The sequence below is a fragment of the Stenotrophomonas sp. CCNWLW57 genome (assembly GCF_037203925.1).
GTDB lineage: Bacteria > Pseudomonadota > Gammaproteobacteria > Xanthomonadales > Xanthomonadaceae > Stenotrophomonas > Stenotrophomonas rhizophila_A.
This window is the reverse complement of sequence record NZ_JBBCBJ010000007.1, coordinates 11,874-25,668: the sequence shown is the minus strand read 5'-3', so window position 1 is coordinate 25,668 and position 13,795 is coordinate 11,874. Positions and strand designations below refer to the sequence as shown.

Genomic DNA, 13,795 nt, shown 5'->3' with positions numbered 1-13,795 from the left:
CATTCTAACCGCTGGCGTCGCAACGCCCGTGCCGGCATTGCGCCGGCCGCCGGGCTTTGCTCTACACTGCGCCCACTTTCAGGTGACCTGCGGCGCAAGCCGGCAGGTTGAAACGGGAAGCCGGTGACGCAACAGGTCCTGCCTGCTGCCATTCCGGCGCTGCCCCCGCAACGGTAAGCGTGGAAGCCAGGCAACATGCCACTGTGCGCAAGCATGGGAAGGCGCCTGGCGCGATGGTCCGCCATCGGCCCGCGAGCCCGGAGACCGGCCTGGAAGACGACTGGTTGCGATGCGGCGGGCATGGCGGCGGCAAGCGGCGCCGTACCTGCGCCCGCCCACCGTCCCTGCCCCCGTTGACCGCCTCCCACAACCTTGCCGCGCGGGCGTGCGCGGTGTTTGGAGTCAACGATGAAGCTGCAGATCCGCCTTCTTTCCCTGGCCGTACTCTCGGCGCTGCCCGGTGTGGCCGCCGCGCAGGACGATGCCACCGCACTGGACCAGGTGCTGGTGACCGCCACGCGCACCCCGATTGCCCTGCAGGACAGCATCTCGCCGGCGCAGGTGATCGACCGCGCCGAGATCGAGCGCAGCCAGGCGCCGTCGCTGCAGGACCTGCTGCGCGGCCGCGCCGGCATCAACCTCAACAACAGCGGCGGCCTGGGCAAGCAGAGCTCGCTGTTCCTGCGCGGCACCAATTCGGCCCACACCCTGGTGCTGGTCGATGGCGTGCGCATCAACACCGGCGACCTTGGCCTGGCCATGCTGCAGGACCTGCCGCTGGCGCAGATCGAACGCGTGGAAATCGTGCGCGGCCCCCAGTCCAGCCTGTACGGCGCGGATGCGATCGGCGGCGTGATCCAGATCTTCACCCGCCGCAATGCCGGCGACTTCGCCCCCCACCTGCAGCTGGGCGGCGGCAGCAACGGCCTGCGCGAAGCCAGCGGCGGCTTCGGCGGCACCGGCGCACGCGGCTGGTTCGGCACCGACATTGCCTACCAGCACACCGACGGCATCAACTCCTGCAACGGTGATCCGGTCACCTTCGCCGGCTGCGGCGCCAACGAACCCGACCGCGACGGGTACCGCAACCTGTCGATGAGCCTGCGCGGCGGCTACACGCTGACCGACAGCCTGAGCGTGGAAGGCACCGCGCTGCGTGCCGAAGGCGAGAACCACTACGACGGCTACTACAACTACTCCGAAACCCTGCAGCAGGTGCTGGGCGGCAAGGTCCGCTACGCGCCGAGCGAGCGCTTCACCCTGACCGCCAACGTCGGCCGTGCCGACAACGAGTCGGACAACTACAACGACGACACCTGGCTGGGCGCCGCGCAGACCCACCGCGACAGTGCCTCGGTGCAGGCCGACGTGGGCATCGCCGACGGCCAGCTGCTCAGCGCCGGCTTGGACTGGAGCCAGGACAACCTGGACGGCAGCAGCGCGGGGTATCTGGTCGACAGCCGCGACAACACCGGCGTGTTCGTGCAGTACCAAGGCCGCTTCGGCGCGCACCACCTGCAGGCCAGCGTGCGCAACGACGACAACGAGCAGTTCGGCAACCACACCACCGGCAGCCTGGGCTGGGGCATGGAACTGGGCGGCGGCTTCCGCCTCAACGCCAGCTACGGCACCGCGTTCAAGGCGCCCACCTTCAGTGACCTGTATGACCCGTGGAGCGGCGTGCCCGGGCTGGATCCCGAGAAATCCAAGAGCGCCAACCTTGGCATCGCCCAGCAGGGCGACAGCTGGCGCTGGGGCCTGGATGTGTATGAAACCCGCATCGATGACCTGATCACCTACGACGCCACCACTTTCATGATGTCGCAGGTGGAAAAGGCGCGTATCCGCGGTGCCGAGCTGACCGGCTCACTGACTCTGGCCGGCTTTGACCTCAGTGCACAGCTGAGCCACACCGACCCGCGCAACCGCACCGACGGCAGCGCCCAGTTCGACAACTGGTTGGCCCGCCGCGCGCAGGACACCGCACGCCTGGACATCGACCGCCGCTTCGGTGGCTTCCGCGCAGGCGTCACCGCGTTCGGTGCCGGCAAGCGCTACGACAACGCCGACAACAGCGTGCGCCTGGCCGGGTATGGCACCGTGGACCTGCGCCTGGAGTACGCGATCAGCCGCGACTGGTCGGTGCTGGGCCGGGTCAGCAACGTGTTCGACCGCGATTACGAAACGGTGGCCTGGTACAACCAGCCCGGCCGCGAGTACCGCCTGAGCGTGCGTTACCAGCCGAAATGATCCGGGGTTGGCCGGCATCGCAAGGTGCCGGCCAACGGCCGGCGCTACCGGGTGCACGAGCACGGCTCGGCGTCACCGCCGCTCGACGAGCACGGCTCGGCGTCACGGCCGCTCTACGATCACGGTACGGCGTCACTGCCGCTACACGAGCACGGTAGGTGCCGACCGTTGGTCGGCACGACGCCACGACCGCGCTACAACCCGGGCAACGCCCGCAGGTCGTCCACCACCGCCACCGCGTCCACCGTGTCCAGATCCAACCCGCGCGGATACCCGTAACGCACCAGCGCTACCGGCATGCCTGCATCCACCGCAGCGCGATAGTCGGTGATTGAATCGCCGACCATCAGGGCAGCCGTGGTGGCCACCCCGAACGCAGCGGCGATATGCCGCAGCGGTACGCCACTGGGCTTGCGCTCGGGCAGTGAATCGCCGCCCAGTACCATCGCGAAGAAGTCCTGCACGCCCAGGTGGGCGAGCAGCGGCGCGACCATGGCCGACGGCTTGTTGGTGCAGATCGCCAGGGTCACGTTACGCGCGCGCAACGCTTCCAGCGCCGGCACCACGCCGTCGTACAACCGCGGGCTGCGCAGCAGACAGGCTTCGTAATGGCGCATGAAACCGGGCATCACCCGGTCCAGATCGATGTCGCTGCGGGCCGCAGTGAAGGCCTGCTCGACAAGGCGGCGCACGCCATCACCGATCCAGGTCAGCACCGTCGCCTCGGGCACGCGCGACAACTGCCAGTCTTCCAGCGTGCGGTTGAGCGCCTCGGCGATATCGGCCGCGCTGTCGACCAGCGTGCCGTCCAGATCAAAAATTACCAGCGGGTAAGGATAGGACAAGGCAAGGATCGCTTCTGAGCATGGGGGACCACCGATTGTAGAGCCACGCCCTGCGTGTCCCACGCGAAGCCAGATCGAGACGCGTCAGATCCGCGCCAGGAACTCCTCCCCCGCAAACCGTTCCACCAGGAAATCCAGGAAGCTGCGCATCACCGCCGGCAACTGCCGCCGAGACGCATATACCGCATGGATGCCCATCTCCTCCACCTGGTACTCCGGCAACACCGCCACCAGCTCACCCGAACGCAGCAGCGGCGCGATCTGGTACGTCGGCAACATCGCAATCCCCGCCCCCGCCCGCACCGCCTCCAGCAACAGCGATGCCTCGTTGGCACTGATGTTGCCGCCCACCGCCACCGAAATCGCACGCCCCTGCCGCTGCAACTGCCACACGCTTTTACCCACGTAGTGATGGGTAAGACAGTTATGCCCCGCCAACCCATCGGCACTGACCGGCGTGCCCCGCTCGGCCAGATACGAAGGCGCCGCGCACAACACCGACCGGCACGGCGCCAGCCACCGCGCGATCAGGCTCGGATCAATCGCCCGCGAAATCCGTACCGCCACATCCACCCGCTCCTCCACCAGGTTCACCACCCGGTCCACCAGCAACAGCTCCACCCGCGTCAACGGATGCCGCCGCACGAACTCCGCCACCGCCGCCGCCAGGTGCAGCTGCCCGAACGACACACTCGCCGTCACCCGCAACACCCCATGCGGCTCCGGGTTATCGCTGGCCACCTCGCCCTGCAGCTCATCGCCGATGGCCAGCATCTGCCGGAACCGCAGCAGCGCCGCCTCCCCCGGCCCGGTCAGGCTGATCCGCCGCGTGGTCCGGTGCAGCAGCCGCGCCCCCAGCCACGTTTCCACCTCCGCCAGGTACCGCGTCACCATCGCCCGCGACATATCCAGCGCCTCCGCCGCCGCCGTCAGGCTGCCGCGCTCGGCCACCTCCACGAACACCTGCATTGCCGTAAGCCGGTCCATTTGATCGATTCGCGCAACAAATTAGGCCGTTATACGCGGTTTTTCGTCCGCTTTCAGGCGCATATGCTGGCCTTCCTCCCACAACGGAACCTGCCCCATGAAGATCGCCCTCGTCGGTGCCACCGGCAACATCGGCCGTGAAATCACCCGCCAGGCCCTGGCCCGTGGCCACCAGGTCACCGCCATCGTCCGCCGCGACAGCGGCCTGCCCGCCGAACTCGACGGCGCCCAGCTCGCCGTCGCCGCCCTCGACGACACCGACGCCCTGGCCGCCGTGATTGCCGGCCACGACGTCCTGGCCAGCGCCTTCGGCCCGCGCCCCGGCGATGACCCGTCCACCGTCACCACCGTCACCGCCGAACTGGTCAAGGCCGCCCGCCAGGCCGGCGTCCCGCGCTTCCTGATGGTCGGCGGCGCCGGCACCCTCGAAGTCGCCCCCGGCGTGCAGCTGGTCGATACCGAAGGCTTCCCCGATGCGTACAAGCCCGTTGCACTCGCCGCGCGCGAAGCGTTCAACCTGCTGCAGAACGTGGATGACCTCGACTGGACGTTCTATTCGCCAGCGGCTGAAATCGGCCCGGGACCGCAGAAGGGTGGTTTCCGCACCCAGGCAAAGCAGTTCCTGGTCGGCGCCGATGGCCACAGCAGGATCAGTTACGCCGATTACGCCGATGCGTTCGTCAGTGAAATCGAGAAGCCGCAGTACGTGCGGACGATTGCGACCGTGGCGTATTGATCGAGAGTGGTGATGCGCGGCGTATGGTGATTTTCATGCCCCACCGCGCGTTGCATTGCCATCGGCGGTCGATTGGGATGCGACCCTACCGTCGTCCCACCGACCTGAGGACAGTGCCTTCAAGTTCCCGCGCTCGGTTGCAATGCGCAGTTGCTCCCGCTGTTCATTGAGTGCCAGCCCAGCTTGGGCGGGCCGGCGGGGGCGGGTTGGCGGGACTGTAGAAAACATGGATGTTTTCTACAAGCCCCCATGGGTGAAGGCGCACTGCTTGCGAGGCACTGCCTCGCGTGCGACTGAACGCACAACCGCTGGCGGTTGGGCCGGGGCCCGGAGGGCGGTTCACGGCGTGTCCCGCCAACCCGCACCCGCCGGCCCGCTACCCGGAGCAGTGAAGCGTCGCAGTTGCTGTTGCTGTTGCTTCAGTCAAACAGCCCCATCTGGCTGACCGGCTCACGCTCGCGGAACCCGCCCAACCCAACGCCCACCAAGCGATAACGAGTCTCGGCCGGCAGATCCACGCGCGCGCGTAACGCAAGCGCGATATCGCGCAGCTCCTCCAGCGTTTCCGGCGGCGATTCTGGCGTGAAACTGCGCGTGATGATCCGGAACTGCGACGTCTTCAACTTCAGCACCACCGTGTGCCCCACCCGGTCCGTCTTGCGCGTGGCATTCCACGTCTTGCCCGCCAGCTCCACGATCGCCGGCTCCAACGCCTCCAGCGGCAGATCCTCCGCGAACGTGTCCTCCGACGAAATCGACTGCACCGGCTGGTCCGGCTCCACCGGACGCTCATCGATACCGCGCGCACGCCGGTACAGACTCGCACCGAAACTGCCGAAGCGCCCTTCCAGCTCCTCCAGCCGCAACCCACGCAGATCGCCTACCGTCACGATCCCGAGCTCCGACAGCTTGCCCTCCATCACCTTGCCCACCCCCGGCACCCGCTTCACCGGCAGCGGCATCAGGAACTGATCGATCCGGTGCGGCGGCACCACGAACTGCCCGTCCGGCTTACGCCAATCCGACGCGATTTTCGCCAGGAACTTGTTCGGCGCGATCCCCGCCGACGCCGTCAACTGCGTCTCCTCCCGGATCTGCGTGCGGATCAGCGCCGCGATCTCCGTCGCCACCGTCATCCCGCCCTTGTGCACCGTCACATCCAGGTACGCCTCATCCAGCGACAACGGCTCCACCAGATCCGTATGCCGCAGGAAAATCTCCCGCACCTGCCGCGACACCGCCTTATAGCGCACGAAATCCGGCGGCACGAACACCGCATCCGGGCACAACCGCTCCGCCCGCATCGCCGGCATCGCCGAACGGATCCCGAACACCCGCGCCTCGTACGACGCCGCGCACACCACCGAACGCGCCCCCTTCCACGCCACCACCACCGGCAGCCCCCGCAGCGACGGATTGTCGCGCTGCTCCACCGACGCGTAAAACGCGTCCATGTCGACGTGGATGATCTTGCGTTGTGCGGACACGGCGGAAGCTCAAGGGCCCAAGCGGCGGGAATAGATGAACAAGATTACAGCCACACGCCTGAGTATGGTCTTTTCATAACAACAACATGCGTTTTTCAAGCTGAAAACACTACGCCGGCGTACGGTTAAAACGTTTGATTGAATGGAAATTACTCTGCACTCTTGGGTGCTTTCAACGGCAACAAACCGCCGCCCTCCATCTTCAGGATTGCGTTTTCCATGACTCGTCTCAACGCGTTCTCGCGCGAACAGCTGCTGGCCAGTGCCCGTGGCGAACTGTTCGGGCCGGGCAGCGGTCGCCTGCCCAATGACCCGATGCTGATGTTCGATCGCATCACCGACATCCGCGATGACGGCGGTCCACACGGCAAAGGCTACGTGCGCGCGGAACTGGATATCCGCCCCGACCTGTGGTTCTTCGGCTGCCATTTCATCGGCGACCCGGTGATGCCCGGTTGCCTGGGCCTGGACGCAATGTGGCAGCTCACCGGCTTCTACCTCACCTGGCTGGGCGCGCCCGGCCGTGGCCGCGCACTCGGCTGCGGTGAAGTGAAGTTCACCGGCCAGGTGCTGCCCGACGCAAAGCTTGTCACCTACGAAATCGACATCACCCGCGTCATCAACCGCAAGCTGGTCATGGCGCAGTCCGATGCCCGCATGCTGGTCGACGGCCGCGAAATCTATACCGCCAAAGACCTCCGCGTAGGTCTGTTCACTTCCACCGAGAACTTCTGATGCGTCGCGTCGTCATTACCGGAATGGGCATCACCTCGTGCCTGGGCAACGATCTGGACACCGTGTCCACCGCACTGCGTGAAGGCCGCGCCGGCATCCGCAACCTTCCCGACCACGCCGACGCCGGCCTGCGCAGCCACGTGGGCGGCAACATCGAACTGGACCTGGACGCGCAGATCGACCGCAAGCTCAAGCGCTTCATGAGCGATGCCTCGGCCTACGCCTATATCGCCATGCGCGACGCCATCGCCGATGCCGGCCTGGACGAAGCGCAGGTGGTCAACCCGCGCACCGGCCTGATTGCAGGCTCCGGCGGCGGCTCCAGCCAGTGGCAGGTCGAATCGGCCGACATCCTGCGCGCGCGTGGCGTGCGCAAGGTCGGCCCGTACATGGTGCCGCGCACGATGTGCTCCACCGTGTCGGCCTGCCTGGCCACCGCCTTCCAGATCAAGGGCCTGAGCTACTCGCTGTCCGCTGCCTGCGCAACCTCCGCGCACTGCATCGGCGCCGCCGCCGACCTGATCCGGCATGGCGCGCAGGACGTGATGTTCGCCGGTGGCGGTGAAGACCTGCACTGGTCGATGAGCGTCATGTTCGATGCGATGGGCGCGCTGTCCACCCGCTTCAACGACACCCCGGCCACCGCATCGCGCCCGTACGACAAGGACCGCGACGGCTTCGTCATCGCCGGCGGCGGCGGCATGCTGGTGCTGGAAGATTACGACCACGCCGTGGCACGCGGTGCACGCATCTATGCCGAACTGGTGGGCTACGGCGTCACCTCCGACGGTGCCGACATGGTCGCCCCGTCCGGTGAAGGCGCGGTACGCTGCATGAACATGGCCATGCAGAACCTCAGCGGCCCGATCGACTACCTCAACACGCACGGCACCTCGACGCCCCTGGGCGACGTGACCGAGTTGAAGGCGGTGCGCGAAGTGTTCGGCGAATCGATTCCGCCGCTGTCGTCGACCAAGGCGCTGTCGGGCCATTCGCTGGGTGCGGCCAGCGTGCACGAAGCGATCTACTGCCTGCTGATGATGCGCGATGGCTTCATTGCCGGTTCGGCCAACATCGGCGAACTCGACCCGGCCGTGGAAGGTTTCCCGATCGTGCGCGAGAGCCAGGACAAGCAGTTGAACACGGTGATGTCCAACAGCTTTGGCTTCGGCGGCACCAACGCAGCGCTGGTGTTCGGGCGGGTGTGATCGCCTGCGGTATGCGTTCAAGAAACCCGGCCACGTGCCGGGTTTTTTGTGGGGTTACGGGCGGAATGATGCGGGAATCCGCATGGAATGCCGGATGGAATTCCGCGTGGAATGACGGGCTGAATGCCGCATGGAATTCCGCGTGGAATTCACGGTAGAGCCGACCGTTAGTCGGCTGCCTTTGGCGGGGTCAATGATCGCGCTTCGCGCTTAGCCGACTAACAGTCGGCTCTACCCTTCGGCTCTACCCTTCGGTTCCACCCTTCGGCTCTACCGTCCGCTTTTGCAGCAGCGGCAGCAGCAGTGCGTGGGCGTCGGTGAGCGATTCCACGATGCGATGGCCGAGCGCGCGCAGGTCGGCATCCGGATGCACCAGGTCCGGCACTTGGATCGCGGTCATGCCGGCGCCTACCGCCGCGCGGATGCCGGCCGGCGAGTCTTCCAGCGCCAGGCAGCGCGCGGGATCCTTGCCCAGTTTCCGCGCCGCCAGCAGGTAGATGTCCGGCGCCGGCTTCGGGTGGGCCACGTCGCTGCTGGTGACCACGTGGTCGAAGTAACCCAGCAACCCCGCCGCCGCCAGTTTGCGCGACGCGCGCGGCTCGCGCGTGGACGTCGCCACCGCTCGCGGCAGGGCGTGTGCCTGCAGCAGCTGCAGCAGCGCCAGTATGCCGGGACGCAGCGGCAGCCCCTGCTGGGTGCGCGCTTCATACAGGTCGTGGCAGCGCGCATACAGCGCGGCTACCTGCCCGGCATCGATGTGGCGCAACAGCCGCTGTTCGCAGTCACGGTCGCCCAATCCGACCATGCCCAGCCAGAAGTCATCGGCGAACGGCAGCTGCAGTTCCCGTGCGGCCTGCGACCAGCACGCAATGGACACCCGCTCGCTGTCGATCATCAGGCCATCCATATCGAAGATGACCGCTTCAGGCAGGAACGGCAGGGCGGCGATGGCGGTCATGACGCGTCGGTGAGGTGCCCGGTGAACAGCGTTTCCAGGTCCGCCGCATCCAGCATGCGCCACTCGCCCTCGGGCAGGTCGCCCAGCGACAGCCCGCCGATGCGGCTGCGGTGCAGTGCCTGCACGTGGTTGCCCACCGCCGCGAACATGCGCCGGGCCTGGTGGTAGCGGCCCTCGTGCAGCACCAGTTCGGCCTCGCGCGCCGAGCGCACGTGCAGTTCGGCCGGCAGCAGCGGCTTGTCGTCCGCTTCCAGCATCAGCGCGCCGCTGGCGAAACGTGCCACCTCGTCACCGCGCAGGTCTTCGGCCACGGTGACCTGGTAGGCCTTGTCCAGCCGCGACTTGGGCGACACGATCCGGTGCAGCAGGGCGCCGTCGTCGGTCATCAGCAGCAGGCCGCTGGTGTCGCGGTCCAGCCGGCCCACCGACGACAGCACCGGCGAACGCTCGCGGAAGCGCGGCGGCAACAGGTCGTAGATCAGCCGGCCCTTGTCCTTGGTTGAACAGGTGTAGTCACGCGGCTTGTGCAGCATCAGGGTCAGCCCCTGCGGCGGATCCAGCGGCTCCCCCTCGACCCGGATCGCTTCGTGGGCGACCTGGTCATCGGCGTACAGCACCTCGCCGTCCGCATCGGTGATGAGCCCCTCGCGGAACATGCCCTGCACCTGCTTGCGGCTGCCGTAACCCAGGTTGGCCAGCAGTTTCACCAGCTTCATGCGCGGCCCCCGCGGCCCCACTTCGGCTCGTCGCTGCGCGGGGCCCTGGCGGGGGTGGGACTCTTGCTGGCCTTGGTCGCCTCGATCAGCTTGAAGCCGTCGCGTTCGGCAGCCACGCGCACCTGGCCGAAGCTTTCGTTGAGGATCTGCTCGTACGGCAGGTGGCGGTTGGCCACCAGCCACATCCGCCCGCCCGGGCGCAGCGCCTGCGCGGCCACGGCGATGAAGCGCTGGCCGATGTCCGGGCGGTCGGCACGCGAGGGGGTGTGGAACGGCGGATTGGTGACGATGAAGTCGTACTGCGCCTCGATGCCGGCGGTGACGTCCTGCCAGTGGAAGCCCAACTTCGCCGGCTTGCCCAGTGCTTCCAGATTGACCCTGGCCAGCGCCAACGCGCGGCCTTCGGCCTCGAACAGGTCCAGCGCGCTCACCTGCGGGCAGCGCTGCAGCACTTCGCTGGACAGGTAGCCGAAGCCGGCGCCCAGGTCCGCGCCGCGCCCGGCCAGGTCGGCCGGCAGCTGTTCCACCAGCAGTGCCGAGGCCGGGTCGATGCGGTCCCACGCGAAGATGCCCGGGCGGCTCTGGAAGCGCCCGCCCAGGATCGCGCGCGGCGCGTCCAGCGCGGCCCAGCGCTGGGCCAGGGCCGCGTCATGCTGGCCATCCAACGGCGCGGTCCAGTACACCCGGCAGTGGTTCTTGGTCATCTTGCCGCCCAGCCCGGCCAGCTGCTGCAGGTCGCCTTCGCCGGAGCGGGCGCCTTCGTTGTTGTGCTGGCAGGCCACCACGATGCCGCCCGGGGCGGCCAGCGCCAGCGCGCGGGCAAACAGCGCGCGGGCTTCTTCACGCTGGCGCGGCGGCAGCACCAGCACCAGCGCGTAGCGGGTGGCGTCATCGGCCAGCTGCTGCTCGTCGCGCACGGTCCAGCCGCTGGCTTCCAGCGCATCGGCGAACGGGCGGAAGCTCTGCTCGCAGACCAGCTGGCCTGGCTGGGCGTGCTCGCGTAGCGGCCAGCCATCGCGGGCACGCAGGAACAGCACCGGCCCGGCCGGCCAGGTCAGCGCGCCGCCGAACGGCAGGAACAGGGTTTCCAGGGGGGCGTCGTGCTGGGCAGCCATGGGGGCACATCTTGAAAAGAGACCGCCATTCTACCGTTTCGGCCGATCGGCCCCGTTCGGCGGCCGATTTGCGTTTATTCAACGCTGCCTTGATGCCATCGCAACAGGCTGTCGGTCAGGGTGAAGGCTCATTCGCAACGGAGGTAGCTCATGCGCGCATTGTTCGTCGGTGGCGTGGTCGACAACAGCGAAATGGATCTGGAGGGCGCACAGCCGCCGGTGCACTACCCCGAGGACACCGGTGGTGGGCATTCGAGGTACCGGTTGCACCAGGTGGGCAAGCAGGCCGATGGCGCCGTGGCCTATGCGGTGTACGGCGCGCCCGACATGGCCGATGACGAAGTCGCCCGGATTGCGGATGAGCGCGCCTATGCGCGCCGCTTCGAAGCTGAGCCGGAAGTCTTCACGCATTGAGGAAAGGAGCGTGCCGGGCAGGGCCCGGCACGGCCCGGAGGCTCATTCCACCGGGGGCAGCTGGCGGATCGCGCTGATCTCATCCAGCCACAGCACATGCTGCTGCACCGGGGCATCCCGGTCATCCAGGCGCAGTTGGCCGTTGCTGCCTTCGTTCTCTTCCGCATTTCGGTACTGCTGCACGGTGGGCTGTACCGCCACGGTGCCGAGCAGGCGGCGGCCGTCTTTCAGCGTGACTTCGACCTGGGTCTGGCCTTTGAGCTGGGGCAGCAACGCCTCGAGCTGGGCGATGTCGGCCGGGTTTGTGTAGATGCGGGGGGCGGTGCGGGACATGCGGTTCCTTTGATTCAATTCCGTCCGGCCAGGACGCTGCGTACTGCGGTGACCAGCTGGGCGACCGAATAGGGTTTGGCCACGTGTTCCTGGAAGCCCGACGCCAGCGCGCGCTTGCGGTCGTCGGCACGGGCCAACGCGGTCACCGCCACGATCGGCAGCGCGTTGGCATCGAGGCCGAAGTCCTGGCGCAGCGCGCTCACCAGCCCATACCCGTCCATGCCCGGCATGCCGATGTCGGTCAGCAGCACATCCACCGCCTCATGGCCGCCGGCATCCAGCAGTGCCAATGCTTCGCCGGCCGAAGCCGCTGCGGTGACCTGCGCGCCCTGCTCTTCCAGCAGCCGGCGCAGGTATTCCAGCACTTCGGGCTGGTCTTCCACCGCCAGCAGGCGCAGGCCCTTGAGCGGGTACGGCTCGATCAGCTGTTCGCGGATCGGGCCACTGAACACTTCGCGCAGCGGCCGGCCATCGGCCTGGGGCTGGTAGCGCGGCAGCTGCACGGTGAATTCCGCACCCTGGCCCTGGCCTTCGCTGTTGGCCGTGACCGTGCCGCCGTGCAGTTCCACCAGCTGCTGCACGATCGCCAGGCCCAGGCCCAGCCCGCCATGGCGGCGGGTGGTGGTGCCATCGGCCTGGCGGAAGCGGCTGAACAGATGGCGCAGGAACTCCGGCGCAATGCCGTCGCCCGAATCGGCCACGGTCACTGTCCAGTGATCACCGTCGGTGGCCAGGGTGACCGTGACCGAGCCGGCGGCGGGGGTGAACTTGATGGCGTTGCTGAGCAGGTTCCACAGCACCTGCTGCAGGCGCGTGGCATCGCCCAGCACCAGCGCCGGTTCGTCAGGCATGACCAGCCGGGTTTCCAGCGCCTTGCCTTCGGCTACCAGTTCCTGGGCGCGCATGGCCTCGGTGAGCTGGACGCGCAGGTCCAGCACTTCCACCTCCAGCTGCACCTTGCCCAGCAGCATGCTGCTCAGGTCCAGCATGTCCGAGATCAGCCGCTTCTGCGCCATGGCGCTGTTGGCGATCACGCCCAGCCCCTTGAACAGCGGGCTGGTGCTGTCCACGCGCTGCAGCAGCTCGCTCCAGCCCAGGATGGTGGTCAGCGGCGTGCGCAGCTCGTGCGAGAGCGTGGCCAGGAATTCGTCCTTCAGCCGCGCCATGCTTTCAGCGGCATTGCGCGCGGCGCGTTCGGACTGCAGCAGCTCTTCGCGCGCCATTTCGATTTCGCGGCGGTCGGTAACGTCGGTGCTGCTGCCGGCCAGGCCGATGAAGCGGCCCATGCGCGAGAAGCGTGGCTGGGCGCTCATTTCCAGCCAGCGCCACTGGCCATCGGCGCGCAGCCCGCGCACCAGCACCTGCATGGAGCGCTGCGCCTTGATCGCGGCCTGCAGCTCGTAATCGAACACGGACACATCGTCGGGGTGGACCAGGCCGCGCCAGACATCCTCCGGCACGCGCTGTTCGTCACCACCGAAGAATTCGCTGAAGGCGCTGTTGACGAAGCGCGCATGCGCGCGTTCGTCCAGCACCCACACGGGCATGGGCAGGCCATCGGCCAGCGCGCTGAAACGCGCCTCGCTTTCGGCCAGCTCCACTTCGATCTGCTTGCGGTTGGTGATGTCGAAGAACAGCACAGCGACGCGATGTTCGTGCGGCTCGCCCACCCGCATCGCCTCGACCGCATACCAGCGGCCCAGCGCGCGTGCTTCCAGCTCGAACTGCTGGGAGCGCCCGGTCAGGGCGATCTGGCCGTACACCCGGTACCACTCCGGCTCGTGGGTCGGCTGCAGTTCGCTCATCAGCCGGCCCGAGGCCTGGTTCAAGCCGGTGTTGCGCTCGAAGGCGTCATTGACTTCCAGGAACCGGTAGTCGACTCCCACGCCGTCTTCGATCATCACCTCGATGATGCAGAAGCCAGCGCTGAGGCCTTCCAGCACGCTGCGGTGCAAGGAAGGATCGGACGCCGAAGGCACGTACGGGGCGCGTTCCAGGGTTGAGGCGGGCA

Annotated in this window: 13 protein-coding genes and 1 riboswitch; of the genes, 5 read left to right on the top strand and 8 right to left on the bottom strand. The window is 67.5% G+C overall.

The window, feature by feature from the left end:
- Positions 1-63 precede the first annotated feature (63 nt).
- A riboswitch (cobalamin riboswitch) is annotated at positions 64-288 on the top strand.
- A 120-nt stretch (positions 289-408) separates the two neighbouring features.
- Positions 409-2,250 (top strand): TonB-dependent vitamin B12 receptor, encoded by a 1,842-nt coding sequence (btuB, locus tag V9K91_RS16370; RefSeq protein ID WP_306989901.1) that lies wholly within the window; start codon positions 409-411, stop codon positions 2,248-2,250.
- Positions 2,251-2,444: 194 nt separating this feature from the next.
- Here btuB and gph read toward each other — a convergent pair whose 3' ends face one another.
- Together gph and V9K91_RS16360 are read right to left on the bottom strand one after the other, a co-directional pair.
- Positions 2,445-3,095 carry a phosphoglycolate phosphatase gene (gene gph / locus V9K91_RS16365; RefSeq protein WP_306989902.1) on the bottom strand — a complete coding sequence of 217 codons (651 nt, stop codon included), beginning with the start codon at positions 3,093-3,095 and terminating at the stop codon, positions 2,445-2,447.
- A gap of 84 nt (positions 3,096-3,179) precedes the next feature.
- Complete coding sequence (locus V9K91_RS16360; protein ID WP_306989903.1) at positions 3,180-4,082, bottom strand: LysR family transcriptional regulator; 903 nt, start codon at positions 4,080-4,082, stop codon at positions 3,180-3,182.
- Between the two features lie 97 nt (positions 4,083-4,179).
- Between V9K91_RS16360 and V9K91_RS16355 the strand changes: the two genes are divergently transcribed.
- On the top strand, positions 4,180-4,818 hold the full coding sequence (locus V9K91_RS16355) for an NAD(P)H-binding protein (protein ID WP_306989904.1): 639 nt from the start codon (positions 4,180-4,182) through the stop codon (positions 4,816-4,818).
- A 419-nt stretch (positions 4,819-5,237) separates the two neighbouring features.
- On the opposite strand, the gene dinB is transcribed toward V9K91_RS16355, so the two are convergent.
- Entirely contained in the window at positions 5,238-6,305 is a 1,068-nt protein-coding gene (gene dinB / locus V9K91_RS16350) for a DNA polymerase IV (protein WP_093535584.1), read from the bottom strand.
- A 219-nt stretch (positions 6,306-6,524) separates the two neighbouring features.
- On the opposite strand from dinB, the gene fabA reads away from it, so the two are divergent.
- Both fabA and fabB read left to right on the top strand, forming a co-directional pair.
- Complete coding sequence (fabA, locus tag V9K91_RS16345; protein WP_093535600.1) at positions 6,525-7,040, top strand: 3-hydroxyacyl-[acyl-carrier-protein] dehydratase FabA; 516 nt, start codon at positions 6,525-6,527, stop codon at positions 7,038-7,040.
- Entirely contained in the window at positions 7,040-8,248 is a 1,209-nt protein-coding gene (gene fabB, locus V9K91_RS16340; RefSeq protein ID WP_068848982.1) for a beta-ketoacyl-ACP synthase I, read from the top strand. The genes fabA and fabB overlap by 1 nt, the downstream gene beginning before the upstream one ends.
- Before the next feature lie 244 nt (positions 8,249-8,492).
- Here fabB and V9K91_RS16335 read toward each other — a convergent pair whose 3' ends face one another.
- From V9K91_RS16335 to V9K91_RS16325, 3 genes are read right to left on the bottom strand one after another with little or no spacing between them, the layout of a single operon-like run.
- A complete protein-coding gene (locus V9K91_RS16335) occupies positions 8,493-9,206 on the bottom strand; it encodes an HAD family phosphatase (protein ID WP_184124541.1) in 714 nt (237 codons plus the stop codon).
- Positions 9,203-9,922, bottom strand: a complete 720-nt coding sequence (locus V9K91_RS16330; protein ID WP_068854534.1) for a pseudouridine synthase — start codon at positions 9,920-9,922, stop codon at positions 9,203-9,205. Before V9K91_RS16330 ends, V9K91_RS16335 begins: the two co-directional genes overlap by 4 nt.
- Positions 9,919-11,037, bottom strand: a complete 1,119-nt coding sequence (locus V9K91_RS16325) for a class I SAM-dependent methyltransferase (protein ID WP_306989905.1) — start codon at positions 11,035-11,037, stop codon at positions 9,919-9,921. The genes V9K91_RS16330 and V9K91_RS16325 overlap by 4 nt, the downstream gene beginning before the upstream one ends.
- A 150-nt stretch (positions 11,038-11,187) precedes the next feature.
- Between V9K91_RS16325 and V9K91_RS16320 the strand changes: the two genes are divergently transcribed.
- A complete protein-coding gene (locus V9K91_RS16320; protein ID WP_068848976.1) occupies positions 11,188-11,451 on the top strand; it encodes a hypothetical protein in 264 nt (87 codons plus the stop codon).
- Between the two features lie 42 nt (positions 11,452-11,493).
- Here the strand turns inward: V9K91_RS16320 and V9K91_RS16315 are convergent, their stop codons facing one another.
- A complete protein-coding gene (locus tag V9K91_RS16315) occupies positions 11,494-11,784 on the bottom strand; it encodes a DUF3247 family protein (protein ID WP_306989906.1) in 291 nt (96 codons plus the stop codon).
- Between the two features lie 14 nt (positions 11,785-11,798).
- Entirely contained in the window at positions 11,799-13,781 is a 1,983-nt protein-coding gene (locus tag V9K91_RS16310; RefSeq protein ID WP_336443581.1) for an ATP-binding protein, read from the bottom strand.
- Positions 13,782-13,795 lie beyond the last annotated feature (14 nt).